25 protein-coding genes are annotated in these 22,347 nt (G+C 66.9%); 15 read left to right on the top strand and 10 right to left on the bottom strand.

Annotated features, from left to right (window positions below; genetic code table 11):
- Positions 1 to 1,269: a phosphoribosylamine--glycine ligase gene (gene purD, locus ACXPWS_RS03305; RefSeq protein ID WP_458711070.1), complete on the bottom strand. Its 1,269-nt coding sequence runs from the start codon at positions 1,267 to 1,269 to the stop codon at positions 1 to 3.
- Between the two features lie 116 nt (positions 1,270 to 1,385).
- Between purD and ACXPWS_RS03300 the strand changes: the two genes are divergently transcribed.
- Positions 1,386 to 2,618, top strand: a complete 1,233-nt coding sequence (locus ACXPWS_RS03300) for a cytochrome P450 (RefSeq protein WP_458711069.1) — start codon at positions 1,386 to 1,388, stop codon at positions 2,616 to 2,618.
- 17 nt (positions 2,619 to 2,635) lie between these two features.
- Positions 2,636 to 3,229: a TetR/AcrR family transcriptional regulator gene (locus ACXPWS_RS03295; RefSeq protein WP_458711068.1), complete on the top strand. Its 594-nt coding sequence runs from the start codon at positions 2,636 to 2,638 to the stop codon at positions 3,227 to 3,229.
- On the opposite strand, the gene ACXPWS_RS03290 is transcribed toward ACXPWS_RS03295, so the two are convergent.
- Positions 3,226 to 3,516 carry a hypothetical protein gene (locus ACXPWS_RS03290; protein WP_458711067.1) on the bottom strand — a complete coding sequence of 97 codons (291 nt, stop codon included), beginning with the start codon at positions 3,514 to 3,516 and terminating at the stop codon, positions 3,226 to 3,228. The genes ACXPWS_RS03295 and ACXPWS_RS03290 overlap by 4 nt on opposite strands.
- Here ACXPWS_RS03290 and ACXPWS_RS03285 point away from each other — a divergent pair.
- Entirely contained in the window at positions 3,515 to 4,189 is a 675-nt protein-coding gene (locus ACXPWS_RS03285) for an MFS transporter (protein WP_458711066.1), read from the top strand. The two genes, ACXPWS_RS03290 and ACXPWS_RS03285, sit on opposite strands and share 2 nt — an antisense overlap.
- Here the strand turns inward: ACXPWS_RS03285 and ACXPWS_RS03280 are convergent.
- From ACXPWS_RS03280 to ACXPWS_RS03260, 5 genes are read right to left on the bottom strand one after another with little or no spacing between them, the layout of a single operon-like run.
- The gene (locus tag ACXPWS_RS03280; protein WP_458711065.1) at positions 4,176 to 5,402 is read right to left on the bottom strand and encodes a hypothetical protein; all 1,227 of its coding nucleotides are present in this window, start codon (positions 5,400 to 5,402) and stop codon (positions 4,176 to 4,178) included. The two genes, ACXPWS_RS03285 and ACXPWS_RS03280, sit on opposite strands and share 14 nt — an antisense overlap.
- On the bottom strand, positions 5,392 to 5,802 hold the full coding sequence (locus tag ACXPWS_RS03275; RefSeq protein ID WP_458713396.1) for a carboxymuconolactone decarboxylase family protein: 411 nt from the start codon (positions 5,800 to 5,802) through the stop codon (positions 5,392 to 5,394). The genes ACXPWS_RS03280 and ACXPWS_RS03275 overlap by 11 nt, the downstream gene beginning before the upstream one ends.
- Before the next feature lie 42 nt (positions 5,803 to 5,844).
- Positions 5,845 to 6,684, bottom strand: coding sequence for an NAD(P)-dependent oxidoreductase (locus tag ACXPWS_RS03270; RefSeq protein WP_458711064.1), 840 nt, complete (start codon positions 6,682 to 6,684; stop codon positions 5,845 to 5,847).
- Complete coding sequence (locus ACXPWS_RS03265; RefSeq protein ID WP_458711063.1) at positions 6,681 to 7,433, bottom strand: SDR family oxidoreductase; 753 nt, start codon at positions 7,431 to 7,433, stop codon at positions 6,681 to 6,683. Before ACXPWS_RS03265 ends, ACXPWS_RS03270 begins: the two co-directional genes overlap by 4 nt.
- 12 nt (positions 7,434 to 7,445) lie before the next feature.
- Positions 7,446 to 8,915, bottom strand: a complete 1,470-nt coding sequence (locus ACXPWS_RS03260; RefSeq protein WP_458713395.1) for an aldehyde dehydrogenase — start codon at positions 8,913 to 8,915, stop codon at positions 7,446 to 7,448.
- Between the two features lie 201 nt (positions 8,916 to 9,116).
- Between ACXPWS_RS03260 and ACXPWS_RS03255 the strand changes: the two genes are divergently transcribed.
- The 9 genes from ACXPWS_RS03255 (at position 9,117) to ACXPWS_RS03215 (ending at position 16,459) form a co-directional block, all read left to right on the top strand.
- A complete protein-coding gene (locus tag ACXPWS_RS03255; protein ID WP_458711062.1) occupies positions 9,117 to 9,713 on the top strand; it encodes a TetR family transcriptional regulator in 597 nt (198 codons plus the stop codon).
- Positions 9,710 to 10,912, top strand: a complete 1,203-nt coding sequence (locus tag ACXPWS_RS03250; RefSeq protein ID WP_458711061.1) for a cytochrome P450 — start codon at positions 9,710 to 9,712, stop codon at positions 10,910 to 10,912. Before ACXPWS_RS03255 ends, ACXPWS_RS03250 begins: the two co-directional genes overlap by 4 nt.
- A gap of 12 nt (positions 10,913 to 10,924) precedes the next feature.
- A complete protein-coding gene (locus ACXPWS_RS03245; RefSeq protein WP_458711060.1) occupies positions 10,925 to 11,752 on the top strand; it encodes an SDR family oxidoreductase in 828 nt (275 codons plus the stop codon).
- A complete protein-coding gene (locus ACXPWS_RS03240) occupies positions 11,749 to 13,110 on the top strand; it encodes a cytochrome P450 (RefSeq protein WP_458711059.1) in 1,362 nt (453 codons plus the stop codon). The genes ACXPWS_RS03245 and ACXPWS_RS03240 overlap by 4 nt, the downstream gene beginning before the upstream one ends.
- A 1-nt stretch (position 13,111) precedes the next feature.
- Positions 13,112 to 13,318, top strand: a complete 207-nt coding sequence (locus ACXPWS_RS03235) for a ferredoxin (protein ID WP_458711058.1) — start codon at positions 13,112 to 13,114, stop codon at positions 13,316 to 13,318.
- Positions 13,319 to 13,329: 11 nt separating this feature from the next.
- Entirely contained in the window at positions 13,330 to 13,878 is a 549-nt protein-coding gene (locus ACXPWS_RS03230; protein ID WP_458711057.1) for a nuclear transport factor 2 family protein, read from the top strand.
- Positions 13,879 to 13,970: 92 nt separating this feature from the next.
- A complete protein-coding gene (locus tag ACXPWS_RS03225) occupies positions 13,971 to 15,104 on the top strand; it encodes an NDMA-dependent alcohol dehydrogenase (protein ID WP_458711056.1) in 1,134 nt (377 codons plus the stop codon).
- Between the two features lie 88 nt (positions 15,105 to 15,192).
- Positions 15,193 to 15,609: a nuclear transport factor 2 family protein gene (locus ACXPWS_RS03220; RefSeq protein ID WP_458711055.1), complete on the top strand. Its 417-nt coding sequence runs from the start codon at positions 15,193 to 15,195 to the stop codon at positions 15,607 to 15,609.
- Positions 15,610 to 15,637: 28 nt separating this feature from the next.
- Positions 15,638 to 16,459 (top strand): SDR family NAD(P)-dependent oxidoreductase, encoded by an 822-nt coding sequence (locus ACXPWS_RS03215; RefSeq protein WP_458711054.1) that lies wholly within the window; start codon positions 15,638 to 15,640, stop codon positions 16,457 to 16,459.
- On the opposite strand, the gene ACXPWS_RS03210 is transcribed toward ACXPWS_RS03215, so the two are convergent.
- Complete coding sequence (locus ACXPWS_RS03210) at positions 16,456 to 17,436, bottom strand: Lrp/AsnC family transcriptional regulator (protein WP_458711053.1); 981 nt, start codon at positions 17,434 to 17,436, stop codon at positions 16,456 to 16,458. The two genes, ACXPWS_RS03215 and ACXPWS_RS03210, sit on opposite strands and share 4 nt — an antisense overlap.
- Before the next feature lie 22 nt (positions 17,437 to 17,458).
- On the opposite strand from ACXPWS_RS03210, the gene ACXPWS_RS03205 reads away from it, so the two are divergent.
- Positions 17,459 to 18,295, top strand: coding sequence for an SDR family oxidoreductase (locus tag ACXPWS_RS03205; RefSeq protein WP_458711052.1), 837 nt, complete (start codon positions 17,459 to 17,461; stop codon positions 18,293 to 18,295).
- Positions 18,292 to 19,137 carry an LLM class flavin-dependent oxidoreductase gene (locus ACXPWS_RS03200; RefSeq protein WP_458711051.1) on the top strand — a complete coding sequence of 282 codons (846 nt, stop codon included), beginning with the start codon at positions 18,292 to 18,294 and terminating at the stop codon, positions 19,135 to 19,137. Before ACXPWS_RS03205 ends, ACXPWS_RS03200 begins: the two co-directional genes overlap by 4 nt.
- Before the next feature lie 5 nt (positions 19,138 to 19,142).
- On the opposite strand, the gene ACXPWS_RS03195 is transcribed toward ACXPWS_RS03200, so the two are convergent.
- Complete coding sequence (locus ACXPWS_RS03195; protein WP_458711050.1) at positions 19,143 to 20,366, bottom strand: glycosyltransferase; 1,224 nt, start codon at positions 20,364 to 20,366, stop codon at positions 19,143 to 19,145.
- A gap of 82 nt (positions 20,367 to 20,448) precedes the next feature.
- Here ACXPWS_RS03195 and ACXPWS_RS03190 point away from each other — a divergent pair, with 82 nt between their 5' ends.
- Entirely contained in the window at positions 20,449 to 20,853 is a 405-nt protein-coding gene (locus ACXPWS_RS03190) for an HIT family protein (RefSeq protein ID WP_458711049.1), read from the top strand.
- On the opposite strand, the gene ACXPWS_RS03185 is transcribed toward ACXPWS_RS03190, so the two are convergent.
- Positions 20,841 to 22,343 (bottom strand): sensor histidine kinase, encoded by a 1,503-nt coding sequence (locus tag ACXPWS_RS03185; RefSeq protein WP_458711048.1) that lies wholly within the window; start codon positions 22,341 to 22,343, stop codon positions 20,841 to 20,843. The two genes, ACXPWS_RS03190 and ACXPWS_RS03185, sit on opposite strands and share 13 nt — an antisense overlap.
- Positions 22,344 to 22,347 lie beyond the last annotated feature (4 nt).

Below are 22,347 nucleotides of genomic sequence, written 5' to 3'. Positions count from 1 at the left end.
CTAGACCGAGATGCGGCCTTCGGCCGCGGCCAGCCCGATGTCGGTGCGAAAATGGCCGCCGGGCAAGCGAATCGAGTCGATCAACCGGTAGGCGGCGGCCCGCGCCTCGAACAGGTCGGCACCGGCGCCCACGACCGACAACACCCGCCCACCCGCGGACACGATGGCACCGTCGTCGCGCCTGCTGGTGCCGGCGTGCAGCACCCCGTCGGCCTCGGATCCGGTGATCACGTCGCCGACGCGCGGCCGCCCCGGGTAGTTCTCGGCGGCGACCACCACCGTGACGGCAGAACCGACGCGCCACTGCAGCGGTGGCTGCCCGGCCAGCGTGCCGGTGGCGGCGGCGTGCAGCAGTGTGCCCAGTGGTGATTCCAGCAGGGCCAGCACGGCCTGGGTCTCGGGATCGCCGAAGCGGCAGTTGAATTCGACCACAGCAGGGCCGGTCGAGGTGATCGCCAGCCCCGCGTACAACAGTCCGGAAAACGAGCTCCCACGCGAAACAAGCTCGGCGGCAACCGGTTTGACCACTTCATCGACGATCTGGGCCAGCACGTCGGCCGGCAGCCAGGGCAGCGGGGTGTAGGCGCCCATCCCGCCGGTGTTGGGGCCGGTGTCGCGGTCGCCCACCCGCTTGAAGTCCTGGGCCGGCAGCAGCGGCACCACCGTCTCACCGTCGACGAGGCAGAACAGCGACACCTCGGGCCCGTCCAGGAACGACTCCAGCAGCACCGGGTGGCCGGCGTCGAGCAACGAGGCGGCGTGCGCGCGGGCGGTTTCACGATCGGCGGTGACGACGACACCCTTGCCGGCGGCGAGTCCGTCGTCCTTGACCACCCAGGCCTGCTGGCCAGCCGCGGGTCCGAAACGGTCCAGGGCGGCATCGAGGTGGCCGGGGTTGTCGACGATCTCGCTGCTTGCCGTACGCACCCCGGCGACGGTCATCACGTCCTTGGCGAACGCCTTGGACCCTTCGATGCGGGCGGCGTCCTTGGAGGGCCCGAAGCATGCGATGCCCGCTGCCCGGACGGCGTCGGCGACACCCAGCACCAACGGCACTTCGGGACCGATGACCACCAGGTCGGCGGCCAGCCGCCGGGCCAGCGCGACGACGGCCTCACCGGACGTCGCATCGACGTCGTATTGCTCGGCGACCGTGGCCGTACCGGCGTTACCGGGCGCCACGGCCAGGTAGTCGACGCCGGGGTCGCGGCTCAGCGCCAGCAGCAGGGCATGTTCACGGGCACCGGATCCGATCACGAGGACGCGCACGAGTGCCCACCTTATCGCTCGCCGCCCATGCACACTCCGAAGCCGCGGCCATACAGTTGCTCATTCAGTGTATGGTCGATGCAGCGAGTGCGGTAGCTCACATCAGGAGGATGTCGATGACGACCACGAATGCCTGTCCGTTCCTGCCCCCGGGGATCGACTTCACCGATCCCGACGTGCTGTTACGTGGCATCCCGGTGACCGAGTTCGCGGAGCTGCGCAAGACCGCACCGGTGTGGTGGAACGAGCAGGGTGAGTCGATCTTCGACGACGGCGGCTACTGGGTGATCAGCCGCCACGAGGACATCAAGGCCATCTCGCGCAACGGCGATCTGTGGTCGACCAACGTCAAGGGCGCGGTCATGCGGCTGCCCGACGGGGTCACCGCCGACCAGCTCGACCTCACCAAGGCGCTGCTGATCAACCACGACGCGCCCGAACACACCCGGCTGCGCAAGCTGGTGTCGCGGCTGTTCACCCCGCGCTCGGTGGCCGCCCTGGAGGAGAAGCTCGCGGTCGCTGCCCGGGATATCGTGGCCGCCGCCGCGGCCAAGGACTCCGGCAATTTCGTGGACGACGTCGCGATGGGCCTGCCGCTGCTGGCCATCGCCGACCTGATCGGTGTCCCGGAGGAAGACCGCGAGAAGATCTTCCACTGGTCGAACGCGATCATGAACACCGACGATCCGGATTTCGACTCCGACCCGACGATGGCCAATGCCGAGTTGATGGGCTATGCCTACAACATGGCCGAGGCCCGCCGGAAGTGCCCGGCCGACGATATCGTCACCCGGCTGGTGCAGGCCGACCTGGATGGTGAGTCCATCACTGACGTGGAGTTCGCGTTCTTCGTCATCCTGCTGGCGGTGGCCGGCAACGAGACCACCCGCAACGCGATGACCCACGGGATGAACGCGTTCTTCGAAAACCCGGACCAGTGGGAGCTTTTCAAGCGGGAACGGCCCGACACCGCCATCGAGGAGATCATCCGGTGGGCCACCCCGGTGCATTGCTTCCAGCGCACCGCCACCGCCGATACCGAGCTGGGTGGGGTCGCGATCCGCAAGGGACAGCGGGTCGGCCTGTTTTACAGCTCGGCCAACTACGACGAGGAAGTCTTCGACAAGCCCTTCCAATTCGACATCTTGCGCAACCCGAACCCGCACCTGGCGTTCGGCGGCAACGGCGCGCATTTCTGCATCGGCGCCAACCTGGCCCGCATGGAGATCAAGCTGATGTTCAACGAGATCGCCGACCGGATTCCGGACATCTCGAAATTGGCCGAACCCCAGCGGCTTCGCTCCGGCTGGATCAACGGGGTCAAGGACCTGCAGGTTTCCTACCGGTAGTCCTTTAAGATTCCCGGGTGCGCACCCACGGCTGGTCCGGCGACGCCCCGGCGTCCGACGAGGAGGCGGTCGGCCGGATTCTGTCCGCCGCGGGTAAGGCCATCGATGAGCGCGGCGCCGATTTCTCGATCGCCGATGTCGCGCGCACGCTGGGCGTGACCCGGCAGACGGTGTACCGCTACTTCCCCAGTACCGACGCCTTGCTGATGCAGGCCGGTGTGGTGGCGGCCACCGATTTCCTGGACCGGCTGGCCAACCATATCCAGGGCCTGACCGATCCGATGGACGCCGCCGTCGAGGCGATCGCCACCGCGCTGGAGTGGCTGCCCAAGGACAAGCACATCGGGTTGCTGCTGGCCCCCGGTCGTACTCCTGCGCTGACCGAATCGGTCACCTCGGATATCGCCCTGCAGTTCGCGCAGTCGGTGGTGCGCCGGTTCGATGTGGATTGGGTCGCGGCCGGATTCGACGACGCCGACCTCGACGAACTCGCCGAGCACCTGCTGCGGATCATCCAGTCCTTCGTCATCGATCCCGGCCGCCCGCCGCGTACCGGTGCCCAGCTGCGCTCCTACCTACGCCGCTGGGTCGCCCCGGCGCTGCGTCCTTAGGGCGCCACCCACCCGTCCGGCCGGACCGGACGGGTGTCCTCGGGAGTGATGTCGGCGCCGTCGGGCGTCTGGTAGCGCAACCGTGGCAGCGCCCCGCCGGTGCGCCCGTCGACGAAGGTGGTGCGCGGTTCCTCGTCCTCGAACGCGTGGTCCGCGCCCCATTCGCGCAACGCCACCACGAGGTGGAACAGCTCCCTGCCGCGCGCCGTCAACACGTACTCGCTGTAGGCCGACCCGGCGATGTTCCTGGTCTGCTCCGCGGTGTTCGGTTGTGCCGCCGCCGTCATGCTTGCCGTCGCGGCGTGGCTGGCCCGGGCGCTACCGCGCGACACCATCGCCAAAGACCCGGTTGCCTATCGTCGCTCCGTCACCTCGGTGGTCGAATTATCCCTGCACGACCGGACTTTCCTGGTTCGCAGCCTGATCGGCGGATTGATGTTCGCGAGTTTCGGCGCCGTCTGGGGCGCGATGGCCCTGCCGCTGGCCACCGAGCCGTGGCATCTCACGCCCGCACAGATCGGACTGTTCGGGATCGTCGGTGCGGCCGGCGCCCTCGGCGCGGCGGGAGCCGGACGGTGGGCCGACCGCGGGCGCGCCGAGTTGGCCACCGGCCTGCTACTGCTGGCCTTCCTGGTGTCCTGGCTGGCCATCGCACAGACCCCGAGGTCGCTGTGGCTGCTGGCGGCCGGCCTGTTGGTTCTCGACTTCGCCGGCGAGGCATTGCACGTCATCAACCAGCATCTCATCGTGGCTTCCGGGCCCGGCGAGACGAACCCGGCCACCACCCGGCTGATCGCCGGATACATGGTGTACTACGCCGTCGGCACCGGCGCCGGGGCGCTGGCCGCCACGGTCGCCTACGCTCGCGGCGGGTGGACGCAGGCCAGCGTGGTGGGGGCCGGCCTGGCCGCCGCGGCCTTGGCGGTGTGGGCCGTGGACAGGTCCATCAGACGACGGTGAGCGGGAGTGACTTGCGTTCCTCGAACACCCACGACGCGCCGCCGCTGAACTCGCACACCTCGACCTCGGGCAGTTTCTTTGCCGCGGTGTCGGTTTCGATGATGCGCACGGTCCAATCCGTCTCGGTGCCGGAGACCTCGGCGCGCAGGTGCGGGTCGACGGCAGTCACGATCGCCTGCAGCGGGGCGTCGACCACCGGCGAGACCAGCGAGATCCAGGAACCGTCCTCGTAGGCCGGTGAGCGGCGCACGTGCACGAAGCCCGGGTCGATGTCGGCCGACACGTAGGCGGCCGGGTTGAGCAGCGGGTGCAGTTCCAGCACCCGCAGCGCACCCGCCGCGTCGCCGCTGCACTTGAGCGCCTTGTGGATTCGCTCGGCCGCCACCCCGGCGATGCCGATCAGCTGTTTGGTGCGAATCGACCGGGCCAGCGCCACATCGTCCTTGGCGCGTTTCTCCACGGCGATGGTGAAGGACTTCACCAGCAGGTGCATCTGAAGGCACACCTCGTCCGCGATCCGCACCAGCGCCGAATGCGAGAACGCCGCGAAGTCGACGTCGGCGAGCAACTCACCCGAATAGTCGGCCATGCCTTCGTCATCCGGATCTATCGCATCCAGTTCACACGAGTGGGCATGGGTGGCGCCGACGACATCCATCGCAGGAATGAACGGCACCTCCGGGTAGGACTCGTCGATGATGACGGTCCACCGGCAGTGCGGGTGCTGATCGGTCGATGCCCTGGGCGGCCGGTGAATCGGCCGGACCTGGGCCTTGCGATTGGTGGCCAGCGCGGTGGCGTCGAAGGTGGGGTCCTCGATGTCATGGCACATGCCCTTGACGTATTCCTCGCCCATCGGCTCCACGTCGAGCAGCGCACCGCAGTGATCCAGGTAGAACTCGCCGTGCCAGCGGTCATGCACGACGTAGCGGAAATCCATGAACTGCGGCGGCGCACCGATGTCCAGCTGCAGTCCCTTGAACAGCGTGAAGATGTCGACGCCCTCGTACTTGAGCGCCTTCTGCATCCGCCGGGTGTAGAGCGGGCTGGACGCCGCCCACTCCTCGATGGCGATCTGGAGCATCTCCTCGCGGCCGAAGGACGAGATGCACCAAGCCATTCCGGACCGGTCGATCAACTGGCCGATCAGCAACAGCTCGGGGACCAATGTCGCCAACTGGTCGCGGCTGAGTGCGGCGTACCTACTTGTCATCGACGTTGCCCCCGGAGTGCATCTTCACCGCGGCGTTCACATTGCCTCTTTTGTCTTCCCCGGTGCCCTTCTCGGCGGCCTTCTTGCGGTTGCGCACCACCTTGCTCACCGCGCCGTCCAGCTTGGAGCCCAACGGGAAACCGAGGTAGTGGGTCAGGAACACCGAGACCTCCTTGAGCTCCTCGGCGGTGATCTCGCCGTTGTGCAGCGCGGCGTTGACCTGGATCTCGGCCAGATCCGAGTTGCCCACCGCGGTGACCGCGGCCAGCGTCAGCAGACGCTTGTCCCGCATGGACAGTCCCGGCCGGGTCCAGATGGTGCCGAAGAGATGCTCGACGGTCAGATCGAAGTACGGGTCGCCCTGGATGTCGGGCATCTCCCAGCCGTAGACCTCGTTCATCTTCTGCAGGCCCTGCTTGCGGCGATCGTCAGAACTCACTGCCTACTCCTTCGTGTGCGGTACTCCGAGACCGTCAGCCAGGCGGTCCAGCGCCACCTTCGCCAACGGGAGGTCCACTCCCACCACGTCACCGAGCCCGAGCGCCAGCGTCAGGTCCTTTTCGGCGAGACCACGGGTGTGGGTGAACATCTGATAGAGCCAGTGATCCGGTGACAGCGGCGCGGTGTCGTCACGCAGGATGATCGCACCGGGACCGCCACTCTGCGCATCGCTGTGCCGGACCACCCGGCCCAGCTTCTGCAGGTCGATGCCGGCCGCCTCGGCCAGCGCCATCGCCTCACAGGACGCCGCGAATCCGATGAACGTCAACATGTTGCGGGCCAACTTCATCCGGGTTCCCGCCCCGGGTTCGCCGGCGCGCACCACCAGCGACGCCCATTTCTTGAAGACCGGCTTGACCACTTCATAGGCCTCGTCGCCGGCGCCGACCATGACGGCCAGCTCACCCTTGTCGGCGGCACCCGCGCCGCCGCTGACCGGGGCGTCGACGATGTGAATACCCTTGGGGGCCAGCTGCTCGGCCAGCTCGGGCGCGGTACCGGGCTCGATGGTGGAGTGGATCGCGATGACCGTGCCCGGTGCCGCGTGCTCGCCGAGTTGGCCCACCACCTCGCGCACCTGGGCATCGGTGAGCACCGTCACGCTGATGACATCTGCCTTGGCGACCTCGGCCACGCTGGTGGCAGGCGTCGCGCCCAATTCCGCCAGCGGGGTCATCGACTCGGCGCGGACGTCGAAGACGATCAGCCCGCCCGGCCAGTCGGCCAACCGTTTGGCCATCGGTGCGCCCTGGTTGCCCAGGCCGATGTACCCCAGCTTCATGAGCGGATGATCTGTCCGCCGTCGACGTTGAAGATCTGCCCGGTGATCCAGTTGGCCTGATCCGAGAGCAGGAACAGGCACATGCCGACCAGGTCCTCCGGTTGTCCCATGCGCGACAGCGGGATTCCCTTGACGATGTCGGCGACCATCTCCTGCGGGGTGGTGCTGCGGTTGGCCTCGGTGTCGATCGGGCCGGGCGCGATGGCGTTGATCCGGATGTTCTGACCGCCCAGCTCGCGGGACAGCTGCTGGGTGAGACCGTTGATGCCCACCTTCGCCAGACCGTAGAAGTTCGCGTACATCCATGCCGCCGTGGACGATTGGTTGACGATCGCGCCGCCGCCGCGCTTGGCCATCTTCTTGTAGACCGCGCGCGTGCACCACAGCGCACCGTCGAGGTTGACGCTCATGAACTTCTTGTAGTACTCGGGGTCGACAGTCACCAGGAAGTCCAGCTTCATCCCGCCGAAGATGGCGGCGTTGTTCACCAGGTAGTCGATACCACCGAACTCCGAGAGCGTGGTCGCGGCCATTTCCTTGGCCGACTCCGGGTCGGACACGTCGACGCGCACCGCAAGGGCGTTTCCGCCCTCGCCCTTGATACCGTCGGCGACCTTCTGGGCGCCCTCGAGGTTGATATCGGCGACCACCACGGCCGCACCTTCACGGGCCAGTGCCTCGGCGTACGCCTGGCCGATCCCGCCACCGGCACCGGTGACGATGCCCACCTTGTTGTCGAACTGTCCCATAGTGGTTCTCCTTCAGTTGGCGATCGTCGCGATGAGCTTGGTTTCCAGGTATTCCTCGAAGCCGGCCACACCCATCTCGCGGCCGACCCCGGACTGCTTGTAGCCGCCGAACGGGGCGTCGGCCGAGTACCAGACGCCGCCGTTGACGTTGACGGTGCCGACCCGCAACCGGGAGGCGACAGCCTGTGCGCGGGCGTCGTCACCGGAGAACACCGTGCCCGACAGCCCGTACGGCGAGTCGTTGGCGATCCGCACCGCGTCGTCGTCGCCGTCGTGGGCGATGACCGTCAGCACCGGGCCGAAGATCTCCTCGCGGCTGACCCGGGCCGAATTATCCAGGCCCGCAATGACGGTCGGTTCGATGAAGTAGCCGGTATCCCGATCGGCGGGTCGACCACCGCCGCAGGCGAACCGGCCGCCCTCCTGCAGTGCCAGGTCCAGGTAGGACTGCACCCGGTCACGCTGGCGCGCCGAGATCACCGGACCGCACACGGTGCGCTTGCTGTTCGGGTCACCCGGCTTGATCCCGCCGAGCGTCGCGGCCGCCGATTCGACGGCGTCGTCGTACCTGGCCCGGGGCACCACCAGACGGGTGGTGATGGCGCAGCCCTGGCCGGCGTGCATGGCGACGGTGAACGCCGCCATCGCGCAGGCGCCGTTCAGGTCGGCGTCGTCGAGCACCAGGAACGCCGACTTCCCGCCGAGTTCCAGGAACACCTTCTTGATGGTGAGCGCGGCGTCGGTCATCACGGCGCGTCCGGTGGCCGTCGACCCGGTGAACGAAACCATGTCCACCCGCGGGTCTTTGGACAGCAGCGCGCCGACGCCGTGGTCGTCGGAGGTGACGATGTTGATGACTCCGGGCGGGAATTCGGTGTGCTCGGCGATGAGTTCGCCGAGCACGGCGGCCGCCCACGGGGTGTCGGGCGCCGGCTTGAGGATCAGTGTGTTGCCCGCGGCCAGCGCGGGGCCGATCTTGGCCAGGTTGATCTGGTGCGGGAAGTTCCACGGGGTGATGGCACCGACCACGCCGACCGCCTCACGTGCCACCGTCCGGTTGGTCGGAATGCCCTGCGGGGTCGCATGTCCGAGGTCGGTGCGCCACTGGTAGTTCTCGGCGGTGTCGGCGGAGAATGCCAGATCGTCGACCGGGCCTTCCAGCTGTGCGCCGGAGGTCAGCATGCGCGGCGCGCCCACCTCGGAGATGGTCAGCTCACGCAGGTCTTCGATGTGGTCCTGCATCGCTGTGCGCAGTTGGCGCAGGCAGCGCACCCGAAGCGCGGTGTTGGTCGACCAGTCGGTGTCGTCGAACGCCGTGCGGGCCGCGCCGATGGCGGCCGACATGTCGGTTTCGTCGGCGTCGGCGGCGACGCCGAGCACTTCCTCCGTCGCGGGGTTGATGGTCTCGAAGGTCCCACCATTCCCGGTGACCAGCTTGCCGTCGATGAGCAGTCTGCTCTCGCGGTCGGCGATCAGCGACATCCGCACTCCCCTTACCTGCATCGGGCCAACCCGGACCGAACCGTTTCTGGACAACTGTCCGGTGGCGTTCATCCGAACGATAGCCGCAGGCGCGCCGCAGTGGCAAGAGTGCGATGCCGGGGAACCGTCAATAGCACCATTTCAGTGCATCTTTGATGCGGAAGCTTGCCCAATCACCCGGCCTTCGGATAACTTGGACATGTGTCCAGCGATGCCGTGGCTGCCGTTACCAGCGAGGCGGCCGAAACTCCGCGCAACCGCCGGCAGGAAGAGACCTTCCGCAAGGTCCTCACCGCCGGGATGGAAATGCTGCGCGAGTCGTCGTACTCGGACCTCACGGTGCGTGCGGTGGCCGCGCGCGCCAAGGTCGCCCCGGCCACCGCCTACACCTACTTCTCGTCCAAGAATCACCTGATCGCCGAGGTCTACCTGGATCTGGTCAAGCAGGTGCCGTACTTCACCGATGTCAACGACTCCATGCACAGCCGGGTGGAGCGGGCACTGCGCAGCCTGGCGCTGGTGGTCGCCGACGAGCCCGAGGTCGCCGCCGCGTGCACCGCCGCGCTGCTCACCGGTGGTGACCCGACGGTGCGTAAGGTGCGCGACCGGATCGGATCCGAGATCCACCGGCGCATCCGGTCGGCCGTCGGTCCGGACGCAGACCCCCGCGTCGTGGCGGCCCTCGAGATGACCTACTTCGGCGCGCTCGTCAATGCGGGCAGCGGCGCCTTCACCTATCACCAGATCGCCGACCGGCTCAGCTACGTCGTCGGCCTTCTCCTAGGAGATGAGAAATGACCTTGAACACCGCGCCACCACTGCTCGACCCGTACGACTACGACTTCCACGAAGATCCGTACCCGTACTACAAGCGGCTGCGCGACGAAGCCCCGCTCTATCACAACGAGCAGCGCAACTTCTGGGCGCTGTCCCGGCACAAAGACGTGGTGGCCGGCTTCCGGAACAGCGTCACCTTGTCCAACAAGCATGGTGTGGCACTCGATCCGATCTCCCGCAATGACGAGGCCCACCGGGTGATGTCGTTCCTGGCCCTCGACGATCCCGGCCATCTGCGGCTGCGCACGCTGGTGTCCAAAGGTTTCACCCCGCGACGCATCCGCGAGCTCGAAGGACGGGTCATCGAGATCGCCCACCAGCATCTGGATGCGGCACTGCAGAACCCCACCTTCGACTACGTCGACGAGTTCGCCGGCAAGTTGCCGATGGACGTCATCTCCGAATTGATGGGGGTGCCCGACGAGGATCGGGTCCGGATCCGGGCGCTGGCCGACGGCGTGATGCACCGCGAGGACGGCGTCGCCGATGTGCCCACCTCGGCCATCGAAGCCTCCGGCGAGCTGCTGGTCTACTACGCCGACATGGTCAAGCGGCGCCGCAAGAACGTCTCCGACGACCTCACCTCGGCACTGGTGGAAGCCGAGATCGACGGGGACAAGCTCACCGACGACGAGATCATGGCGTTCCTTTTCCTGATGGTGGTCGCAGGCAATGAGACCACCACCAAACTCCTTGCCAATGCCGCCTTCTGGGGCTACAAGAATCCAGACCAGCTGGCCCCGGTGTTCGACAACCACGACCTGGTCACCCCATGGGTCGAAGAGACGCTGCGCTATGACGCCTCCAGCCAGATCCTGGCCCGCGCGGTCGTGGAAGACCTGACGTTCTATGACACCGTGGTCCCGAAAGACGATGTGCTGATCCTGCTGATCGGCTCGGCCAACCGCGACGAGCGCGTCTTCGAGAACCCCGACGAATACCGCATCGACCGCGAAATCGGTCCGAAGCTGGTGAGTTTCGGCAGCGGAGCCCACTTCTGCCTCGGCGCGCATCTCGCGCGCATGGAGGCCCGGGTGGCGCTGACCGAGTTGTTCAAGCGAATTCGTGGATACGAGGTGGACGAGGCCAACGCCGTCCGCGTCCATTCCAGCAGTGTCCGCGGATTCGCTCACCTCCCGATCACCGTCGAGCTCCGCTGAAAGGCCCGCTGCATGCCCCGTTTTGAACCGCTACCCGACCGTCGACCCGCCCTGGTCGCCGGCGCCTCGTCCGGCATCGGTGAGGCGACCGCGATCAGGCTTGCCGCCAACGGTTTTCCCGTCGCGCTCGGCGCCCGCCGGGTGGACAAGCTGCAGGAGATCGTCGAGCAGATCCGCGCCGACGGCGGCGAGGCCATCGCCGTGCACCTGGACGTGACCGACCCCGATTCGGTGAAGGCCGCGGTCGAGCAGACCACCTCCGAACTCGGCGAGATCGAGGTCCTGGTGGCCGGCGCCGGTGACACCTATTTCGGCAAGCTCGACGCGATCAGCACCGAGCAGTTCGAATCCCAGATCCAGATCCACCTGGTCGGCGCCAACCGGGTGGCGACGGCGGTGTTGCCCGGCATGATCGAGCGCCGCCGCGGTGACCTGATCTTCGTCGGATCCGATGTGGCACTGCGCCAGCGACCGCACATGGGCGCCTACGGCGCGGCCAAGGCCGCCCTGGTGGCGATGGTCACCAACTATCAGATGGAGCTGGAAGGCACCGGCGTGCGCGCGTCGATCGTGCATCCCGGCCCGACCAAGACCTCGATGGGATGGAGCCTGCCCGCCGAGCTGATCGGACCCGCGCTGGAGGACTGGGCCAAGTGGGGCCAGGCGCGCCACGACTACTTCCTGCGCGCGGATGACCTCGCCCGGGCGATCACGTTCGTCGCCGAGACCCCGCGCGGCGGCTTCATCGCAAACATGGAGCTGCAGCCCGAGGCTCCGCTGACCGAGGTGAAGGACCGCCAGAAGCTGGCGCTCGGCGAAGAAGGGATGCCGCAAACGTGACCACTGTCGAAGAGGTACAGCGCGTTTCGGGTGGCGAAGGACAGGAACACGGTCACCTGGAAGAGTTCCGCACCGACCCGATCGGGCTGATGCAGCGGATCCGCGAGGAGTGCGGTGACGCCGGCTGGTTCCAGCTCGCCGACAAACAGGTGGTGCTGCTGTCCGGGTCGCAAGCCAACGAGTTCTTCTTCCGTTCCAGCGACAGCGAGCTCAACCAGGCCGAGGCGTATCCGTTCATGACGCCGATCTTCGGCGAGGGCGTGGTCTTCGATGCCGATCCCGAGCGCCGGGCCGAGATGCTGCACAACACCGCGCTGCGCGGCGAGCAGATGAAGGGGCACGCCGCCACCATCGAGAACGAAGTCAAGAAGATCATCGCCGACTGGGGCGACGAAGGCGAGATCGAGCTCCTCGATTTCTTCTCGGAGCTGACCATCTACACCTCGACGGCCTGCCTGATCGGGCTGAAGTTCCGCGAGCAGCTCGACAGTCGGTTCGCCCAGTACTACCACCAGCTGGAGCGCGGCACCGACCCGCTGTGCTACGTCGATCCGTACCTGGACATCGAGAGCTTCCGCATCCGCGACGAGTCCCGCGTCAAACTCGTTGCGCTGGTGCAGGAGATCATGGACGGCCGCATTGCCAACCCTCCCAAGGGAAAGGAGGATCGTGACCTGCTCGACGTGCTGGTCTCGATCCGCGACGACGACGGTAATCCGCGCTTCACCGCCAACGAGGTCACCGGCATGTTCATCTCGCTGATGTTCGCCGGCCACCACACCAGCTCGGGCACCTCGTCATGGACACTGATCGAGTTGCTGCGCCATCCCGACTACTACGCCAAGATCCAGGCCGAGCTCGACGAGCTGTACTCCGACGGCCAGGAGGTGAGTTTCCATGCGCTGCGCCAGATCCCGAACCTGGACAACGCCCTCAAGGAGACGCTGCGCCTGCACCCGCCGCTGATCATCCTGATGCGGGTGGCCCAGGACGAGTTCGAGGTCGCCGGACACCCGATCCACAAGGGCCAGATGGTGGCGGCCTCACCGGCGATCTCCAACCGGATCCCCGAGGACTTCCCCGACCCCGACGCGTTCGACCCGGCCCGCTATGAGAAGCCCCGCCAGGAAGATCTGATCAACCGGTGGACCTGGATCCCGTTCGGCGCGGGCAAGCACCGCTGCGTGGGCGCGGCGTTCGCGCAGATGCAGATCAAGGCAATCTTCTCGGTGCTGTTGCGCGAGTACGAGTTCGAGATGTCGCAGCCGTCGGAGAGCTACCGCAACGACCACTCCAAGATGGTGGTTCAACTGGCCCAGCCGGCCAAGGTGCGCTACCGCAGGCGAAACAAGGCCTGAGATGGGCTGCTACCGCATCGAACTCGACGAGGACCTGTGCCAGGGCCACGCCATGTGCGAACTGGAGGCACCTGACGTTTTCCAGGTGCCCAAGCGCGGCGTCGTCGAGATCCTCGACGCCGAGCCGCCCGATGACCTCCGCGAGGACGTCGAACGGGCCATCGACATGTGTCCCACCCGAGCACTGTCCCTGATCGAAAAAGACTGAAAGGCCGAACAATGACTTCATCGTCCAAGCGCGAAGCACTCGAGGACTGGACCCAGCGCTGGCTCAAGGCCAACCAGGACGCCGAGGCCGCCGGTGACTGGAAACCGTTGGCGGACTTCTACACCGAGGACGCCACCTACGGCTGGAACATCGGCCCCAAAGAAGACGTCATGTGCATCGGCCGGGACCAGATCCGGGATGTCGCACTCGGTTTGGAGATGGAAGGCCTGGAGAACTGGGTGTACGAGTACCAGAAGGTGCTCATCGACGACAAGCAGAACGAGATCGTCGGCTTCTGGAAGCAGATCGCCAACAAGTCCGACGGCAGCACAGATGAGATCTACGGCATCGGCGGAAGCTGGTTCCGGCTCAACGATGACCTGCTCATCGAATGGCAGCGGGACTTCTTCGACTTCGGCCATGTGCAGAAGGCGTTCATGGACCTGATCACCTCCGGTGACCTCACCCCGACGATGCAGAAACGCATCGAGCGGTCGGTGGCCGGCGAGAAGCTGCCCGGCTACTACCCCCTCGGCGAAGCGCCCGTCCCCATTTGGTGAGGTCACCACCAAGCGGTTGCTTGGGGGCACTGTGATGTGGCTAACTAGAGCCTCTAGTCTGGTGTGAGAGGCTCTCGTCGAAAGCAGGAGAAATGAAGACCAAAGGCGCTCTGATCTGGGAATTCAACCAGCCGTGGTCGATCGAGGAGATCGAGATCGGCGACCCCGTCAAGGACGAGGTCAAGATCCAGATGGAAGCCTCGGGGATGTGCCACTCCGACCATCACCTGGTGACCGGCGACATCCCGATGGCGGGATTCCCGGTGCTCGGTGGCCATGAGGGAGCCGGCATCGTCACCGAGGTCGGTCCCGGCGTCGAGCACCTGGCCCCCGGCGACCACGTGGTGCTGTCCTTCATCCCGTCCTGTGGCGAATGTCCGGCCTGCCAGGAGGGCCTGCGTAACCTGTGCGACCTGGGCGCGATGCTGCTCGGCGGGACCGCGGTCTCCGACGGCACCAACCGCATCCACGCCGTCAAGAACGGCCAGCCCGTCATCCCGATGACCCTGCTCGGCACGTTCAGCCCGTACATGGTGGTGCACAAGAGCTCGGTGGTGAAGATCGATCCGACCATCCCGTTCGAGGTGGCCTGCCTGGTCGGCTGCGGTGTCACCACCGGTTACGGCTCGGCCGTGCGCAGTGGCGATGTGCGCCCCGGTGACGACGTCGTCATCGTCGGTGTCGGCGGTGTCGGCACCGGCGCGCTGCAAGGTGCGCTCAATGCCGGGGCGCGCAACATCTTCGCCGTCGACCCGGTCGAGTTCAAGCGCGACAATGCACTCAAATTCGGTGCCACCCACGCCTACCCCGACATCTTCACCGCGATGGCCGGGGTTGCCGAGGTCACCCAGGGCCGGATGGCGCACAAGACCATCGTCACCGTGGGCGAGCTCAAGGGCGAGGACATCGACCACTACATGAACATCACCGCCAAGGGCGGCACCGTGGTGGCCACGGCGGTCGCCAACATGGCCAGCAACGACGTGAAGCTCAACCTGTCGATGCTGACCCTGCTGCAGAAGCGCCTGCAAGGCACCATCTTCGGCGGCGGCAACCCGCACCACGACATCCCGCAGCTGCTGTCCATGTACAAAGCCGGCCGCCTCAACCTCGACGATATGGTCACCCGCCAGTACAAGCTGGAGCAGATCAACGACGGGTACAAGGACATGCTGGAGGGTCGCAACATCCGCGGCGTCATCCGCTACACCGACGCCGACCGCTGAACCTCACCTCGCGCGAAACGGTATTCCGGCAGGAAAAGTTCGAGTAGACACCTGCCGGAATACCGTTTCGGCGAATTCAAGGAGCACCATGTCTGAATCACCCGTCGTGACCGCATCCCAGTCCTCTTGGCGCTGTGTGCAATCCGGTGACCGCGAGGGCTGGCTGGCCCTGATGGCCGACGACGTCCTGGTGGAGGACCCGATCGGGGACGCACTCACCAATCCCGGCGGTACCGGGGTGCGCGGCAAGGAAGCGCTGGCGGCGTTCTACGACACCAATATCGGGCCGAACAAGCTGACCGTCACCTGCGAGGCGAGGTTTCCGTCCAGCTCGCCGACCGAGATCGCCTACATCCTGGTGTTGCGCACCGAGTTCCCGAACGGCTTCGTGGCCAGTGTGCGCGGTGTGTTCACCTACCGGGTGGACGACGCCGGCCTGATCACCAACCTGCGCGGCTACTGGAACATGGACGCCATGGAGTTCACCGAGGCGAAGACCGATTAGCGAGCTGCTGGCCGGCCGCGCCGCGGTCGTGGTCGGCGGCACCCGCGGGATCGGGCTCGCCGTCGCCGAACTCCTGGCCGCCAACGGCGCCGCGGTCGTGGTCAACGGCCGCGACGAAGTAGCCACCACGGCTGCGGCACAACGTGTGTCGGGTATCGGCATCGCCGGTACACCTGCCGACCCGCAGGTGGCCGACAATCTGATCGACGCGTGTGTGGCGGCGCACGGGCGGCTGGACATCCTGGTCAATTGCGCCGGTACAGCCGAGCCCGCCGGATCGTCGATCCTCAACGTCAGCTCGGCACAATTTCGCGACATGCTCGACGCACACCTGCTGACGACCTTCGAGACATGCCGGGCGGCGGCGCCTCATATGGTGCGCCAAGGTGGCGGCGCGATCGTCAACACCAGTTCCTTCGCCTTCCTCGGCGACTACGGCGGCACCGGATATCCGGCGGGTAAGGGCGGCGTCAACGGCCTGACCCTGGCCATCGCCGCGGAGCTGAAAGAGCATGGGGTGCGCGCCAACGTGGTCTGCCCGGGAGCACGCACCCGGCTGTCCGAAGGTTCGGACTACGAGCGGCACATCGCCGAGCTGAACAGGCGCGGCCTGCTCGACGATGCCAGCGCCCATGGTGCGCTGGACGCCGCCGCGCCGGAATACGTGGCCCCCACCTACGGCTACCTGGCCAGCGATCTGGCCAAGGACGTCACGGGGCGGGTCTTCATTGCCGCCGGCGGCTTCGTAGGTGAATTCGCCAAGCCCACACCGGGTTTCATCGGATATCGAGACCACAAGGACACCTCGCCCTATGCGATCGCGGACGTGCACGCGCTGATCGGCGGTTAACCGGCGCGGATCAACCGGCCGTGCGCAATCAGCGAACCGACCTGCTTGAGACGCTTGCTACGGATGCTGACGTCATAGGCCAGGATATGGTCGACGGTGGCCAGTCGCTCGGCCAGGTAGCGATAGAAATGCTCGACGTCGCGACATATCACCACGACCATCAGGTTGGCCGAGCCACTGATCGCGACGACCGAGGCCACCTCGTCGTGCACCACGATCTGTTCGGCCGTCGCGGTGAGATGCCGTGGTGGGGTCGAGATCCAAATGGTGGCGTTGAGCGTGAACCCGAGCCGTTCGGGCAGCACATCGAGGTCGTAGGACAGGGTGTCGGAGTCCTGTAGTGCTGCCAACCGGCGCTTGACCCGCGCCGGTGACCATCCGGTGAGTGCGGCCAACGCACTGTCGGAGATACGCCCGTCATCGGCCAGTGCGTCGAGCAGCCGTTGGTCATCGGGGGACGGTGCGCCAGGTCGATTCGGGCGTGCGGTCTGCGACGGCTGCAACGCGGCGATCTGCTCCTCACCGAGAGGGCGGCCGTGACCGGTCCAGTGACCACCGGATGCCTGTCCGAAAACCTTGAGCACCAAGTTCACTCGGACATCGAGAACCGCAGACGTGCGGGGCAACCGGTGCAGCAAGCCGTCGCCGGTATCACCGATCGGCGCACGGACAACACAGATCAGCTCGGTACCACCGGACAGCACATTGGCGTGCGTCACCTCGGGCCAACGAACCAGGGCCTCGGCCAGCTTGGGTACGTTGTCCGGTTTGGCGTGCACCCGCACGATCCACTGGCACTCGCCGTAGACCCTCGGGTTCACCACTCCGACCACCCGCAGGACGCCGTCGCGGCGCAGCGCCCGATAACGCCGGGCGACCGTCTGCTCGCCGGCGCCGATGACCTCGGCGATCCGCCGGAACGGTGCCCGCGGCGCAATCTGCAGCGCGTGCAGAATATGACCGTCCAGAAGCTCCATGATGTTGATAACACTACGTACCTTGCTTGCCGAGAGCCTGTTTTTGCCACTTTGGCGCCGATTTCTGGTTGCGCGAGCCCCAACGGTCGATGCTGAGGACATGCATCTGACCGGCAACACCGTCCTCATCACCGGTGGCGGCACCGGGATCGGGCGGGCCCTGGCCATCGCCCTGCACCGCCGCGGCAATCAGGTACTGGTTGCCGGCCGCCGCACCGCGCCGCTGCACGCCCTCGCACAGGATTACCCGGGTATCCAATGGCATGCTCTTGACCTCGCCGACACCGAGTGCATCCGGCGTTTCGTCGCGATGCTCGAGCACCGCCGGCCCGACCTGAACGTGCTGATCAACAATGCCGGCGTGATGGCCCTGGAGAATCCCGCCGCGCCGGATCCGGCGACGTCGGCCTCGGTCGTCGCGACCAATCTGCTCGGGCCGATCACCCTGACTTCGCTGCTGGTGCCCGGTCTGCAAAACAGACCGGATGCCGTGGTCGTCAATGTCACCTCAGCGCTGGCGTTCGTGCCGTTGGCCATCGCGCCGACCTACAGCGCAACCAAAGCCGGTCTGCATGCCTATACCGACGCCATCCGTATCCTTCTGCGCCACAGCGGCATCCAACTCATCGAGATTGCACCACCCCGTGTCGCGACCGAGATGCACGGACCGGCGCACACGGATTCGGTCGATGCGGAGGCGTTCGTGACCGAGGTGCTGACCACGCTCGCCGCACACCCCGATGCGACCGAAATCGTCGTCGAGGCCGCCCGAACGCTGCGTCATGCGCAACGAGAGGGCCGATACGACGCGACACTTGCCGCCGTCAACTCCACCATCGAAGCGAAGGACGTCCTGTGAAACTGGGAATCGGGTTGCCGAACCACATTGCCGGGGTGGCGGGTACGGGCATCACAGAGTGGGCGCGCCGCGCCGAGGAACGCGGATTCGAATCCGTCACCACGATCGACCGGCTGTGCTACCCGGGTCTCGACTCGCTCATTGCACTGGCCGCCGCGGCCGGCGCCACCACCGATGTGGCGCTGGTGGCGAATGTCCTTCTCGCCCCGGTGTATCCGGTGGTGCCGCTGGCCAAGCAGATAGCCGGTGTGGCGCAGATATCCGGCGGACGACTTGTCGTCGGCCTGGGTGTGGGCAACAGGGCCGACGACTATGCAAGCACCGGAACGGACTTCGACCGCCGAGGGAAGATCCTCGACGAGCAGGTCGAGCGGATGCGCCGACTCTGGACCGGCGACGGCGATGCTGCGTTGTGCACACCCGTATCGGTTCCCTTGCTGTTCGGCGGGCGGTCGTCCGCCACGGTCCGGCGGGTGACGACCGTCGGCGACGGCTGGGCCGCCGGCGCTGTCCGCCACTATGACGTCCAGACCGAACTGGTCCAGCGCATTCGCTCCGGCTGGGCCGGCGCCGGCCGGGCAGGCAACCCATATCTGCAGGCATCGGTGAACTTCGGGCTCGGACCCGAGCAGGCGATCGCCGCCGGAAAGAACCACCTGGCAAGGTATTACGGGTTCAACCCGGAGTACGCGCAGGTGAACGTCGACGACATGGTCAGCTCGCCCGACGACGCCCGTGACACGGTCCGACGGTATCGGGACCTCGGGTTCGATCGGCTGCTGTTCCATCCGACGACCGCCGGGGTCGAGCAGCTCGACCGGCTCGCCGACGCGATCCTCTAGGCCGGCTAGTGCCGGTGCACCCCGAACACCTGGCGCAGCGCGACGAACCGCACCAAGGTGGCCACCAGATTCGCCAGCACCAGCACCGACAGTTCGACGGCCTTGTCCCGGGTCAACCCGAAGTGGTGCAGCACCAGTAGCGATCCACTGGTGATGGCCAGCCCGAACAGGAAGACCAGCAAGCCGCTGGCCTGGTGGCGGGCCACCCCGGCGCGGCCCCGAATGCCGAAGGTGAACGCGCGGTTGGCCGCGGTATTGCCGATCGCGGTGAGCAACAACGCCGTGAGGTTGGCCGCCTGGGCCCCCATCGCCGCGTGCAACAGGATGAACAGCAGGGCGTAGACGACGGTGCTGATCACCCCGACGATGCAGAACCGGGCCAGCTGCCCGACCAGCCCGGCCGGCACACCGGAGACCGTCGGTTCACGGCCCAGACTGGCTTGCAGTTCGCGCAGCGGCAGCGCACCGGTCGCCAGTGCGCGGCCCACTCGCCAGCAGCCCTTGAGATCGTCTATCGCGGTCGCCACGATGTCGACGCGCGAGTCCGGGTCGTCCACCCAGTCCACGGGAACCTCGTGGATGCGCAGCCCGGCCCGCTCGGCGATCACCAGCAGTTCGGTGTCGAAGAACCACCCGGTGTCGGCGACCAGCGGCAAGAGTTGACGTGCCACGTCGGCGCGTACCGCCTTGAACCCGCACTGGGCATCGGAGAACTGTGCACCGAGCGCACCACGGAGGATGAAGTTGTATGAGCGCGAGATGAATTCGCGTTTGGGACCACGTGTCACCCGGGCCGAGGCCGCCAGCCGCGAGCCGATGGCCACATCGGAATGCCCGGAGAGCAGCGGCGCCACCAGCGGCATCAGTGCCGACAGATCGGTCGACAGGTCGACATCCATATAGGCCACCACCGTGGCCGGCGAGGCCATCCACGCCGTGTACAGCGCCCCGCCGCGGCCCTTGCGGTCCAGATGGAGCACCTCGACACCGGGCAGCTCGGCGGCCAGCCGCTGCGCCACCTCCAGCGTGGAATCGGTACTTGCGTTGTCCGCCACGGTGATCCGGGTGGCATAGGGCACCTGTTCGGCGAGGTATCGGTGCAGCCGGGTCACGCTGCCCGGAAGATCCCGTTCCTCGTTGTAGACCGGGATGACGATGTCCAGAACGGGGGTCTCCCGCGCGGCCGGGTACGGGCCCCGGTCCGCCCGGGCACCAGCCAGCTCGGTCATGTCGTTCACACTCGGGTAACAAGCTGCCACCGCACTGACGCCGCCCTGGGAGCTTGCTGGTCGCTGACTATGCTCGGTACCCATGGCGACCGTCTTCACCATGATCATCAACGGGGATCTGCCCGGCCGTTTCGTCTACGAGGACGACGAGGTGGTGGCGTTCCTGACCATCGAGCCGATGACACAAGGACACACCCTGGTGGTGCCGCGGGCCGAGCTGGACAACTGGCAGGACCTGGATCCGGCCGTGTTCGGCAAGGTGATGTCGGTGACGCAGCTCATCGGCAAGGCGGTGACCAAGGCTTTCGACGCCGAGCGCGCCGGCGTCATCATCGCCGGGCTGGAGGTGCCGCACCTGCACGTGCACGTGTTCCCGGCCCGCGACCTCAGTGATTTCGGTTTCGCCAACGTCGACCGCAACCCGTCCGCGGAGTCACTCGACGAAGCGCAGGCCAAGATCAAAGCGGCGCTGGCTCAGCTCACCTGAGCTGTACCGGAAGCCGCCGGGGCGGCTGCCCCATCCAATGTCGCCGCCGGGGCGGCTCCGGTATCGGATGTCACCGCGTCCGCGATCCGCGGCAGGTTCACCCTGAACTCACAACCATGGCCGGGCGCGGTGCGCACCGAGACCGTCCCGCCGTGCGCATAGACCAGCGAGTCGACGATGGACAGGCCGAGTCCGGTGCCGCCGCTGGCGCGGGTGCGTGAGGAGTCGGCGCGGTAGAACCGTTCGAACACCCGCTGCGCATCCTCGCTGCTCATCCCGGGCCCCTCGTCGCAGACCTCGACCACCGCGTGGTCGGCGTCGGTACCGACCCGGACGGTGATGCCCGCCGACTCCGGGGTGTGCTGCAGGGCGTTGGCCACCAGATTGCTCAGCACCTGACGCAGCCTGGCCTCGTCGCCCAGCACCTCGGGGGTGCCCGGCCCGTCGAACACCTCCATCCGGATGCGGCGGGCCGGGGCCACCGACTGCGCGTCGTGCACGGCGTCGCTGGCCAGCGCCAGCAGATCCACCCGGTGCCGTTCCAGCGGCCGCTGCACGTCCAGGCGGGCCAGCAGCAGCAGGTCCTCGACGAGCAGGCCCATCCTGCGGGCCTCGCTCTCGATCCGGCCCATCAGCATGTCCACATCCCGGGCTGCGCCCTGGCGGTAGAGCTCGGCGTAGCCGCGGATGGTGGTCAGCGGGGTGCGCAGTTCGTGGCTGGCGTCGGTGATGAAGCGCCGCATTCTCTCCTCGGACCCGCGGGCCTGTTCGGCCGAGGCGTCCGAGGATGCCACCGCACGCTGGATCTGCGCCAGCATGCCGTTCAGCGCGAGCGACAACCGTCCCACCTCGGTGCGCGGATCACGTTGCGGCACACGGCGTTCCAGCTCTCCTGCGGCGATCGCAGCCGCAGTCTGTTCGACCTCCACCAACGGGCGCAGGCTACGGTGCACCACGGCGAAACCGGCCACCCCGAGCACCAGCAGCACCGCCAAGCCGATCCCCACCTGGGCGTAGATCAGCGAGCGGACGGTGGACTGCACCTCGGACAGGTCGATGGCGACGGTGGTCAATTCGCCATGCGGGCCGCGCACCGTCATCGCGCGCCATTCCACCCTGGACCCGTCGACCGATCCGAGCGTCACCGGCACCGGGCCGACGTTGTTGTCATCGGGCAGATCCGGTTCGGCGTCGCGGTCGTTGACCGCCATCCAGATGTGGCCGTCCGGGCCGATACCGCGGACGTAGAAGTTCGACGGCGGCCGGGCGGGGTTGGGATCCTCGGTGGGCTGGGTAGGTGTCCGCCGGGGTGCCTGCGCCCAGCTGCGCGAGGCGTCCAGCAGGGTCTGGTCGATCCGGTCGACCTCGGTGTGCGACATGATCGAGGTGACGGCCAGCCCGGAAGCGAGCAGACCGCACGCCACCAGCACCAGGGTGGCCGCGACAAGGCCGACCCGCAGCGGTACGCCGCGCCGGCGTTGTTCGGTCATGTAC

It is taken from the genome of Mycobacterium sp. BMJ-28 (genome assembly GCF_054404835.1).
The sequence above is the reverse complement of the archived record's forward strand: the minus strand, read 5'-3'. Positions and strand labels throughout refer to the sequence as shown.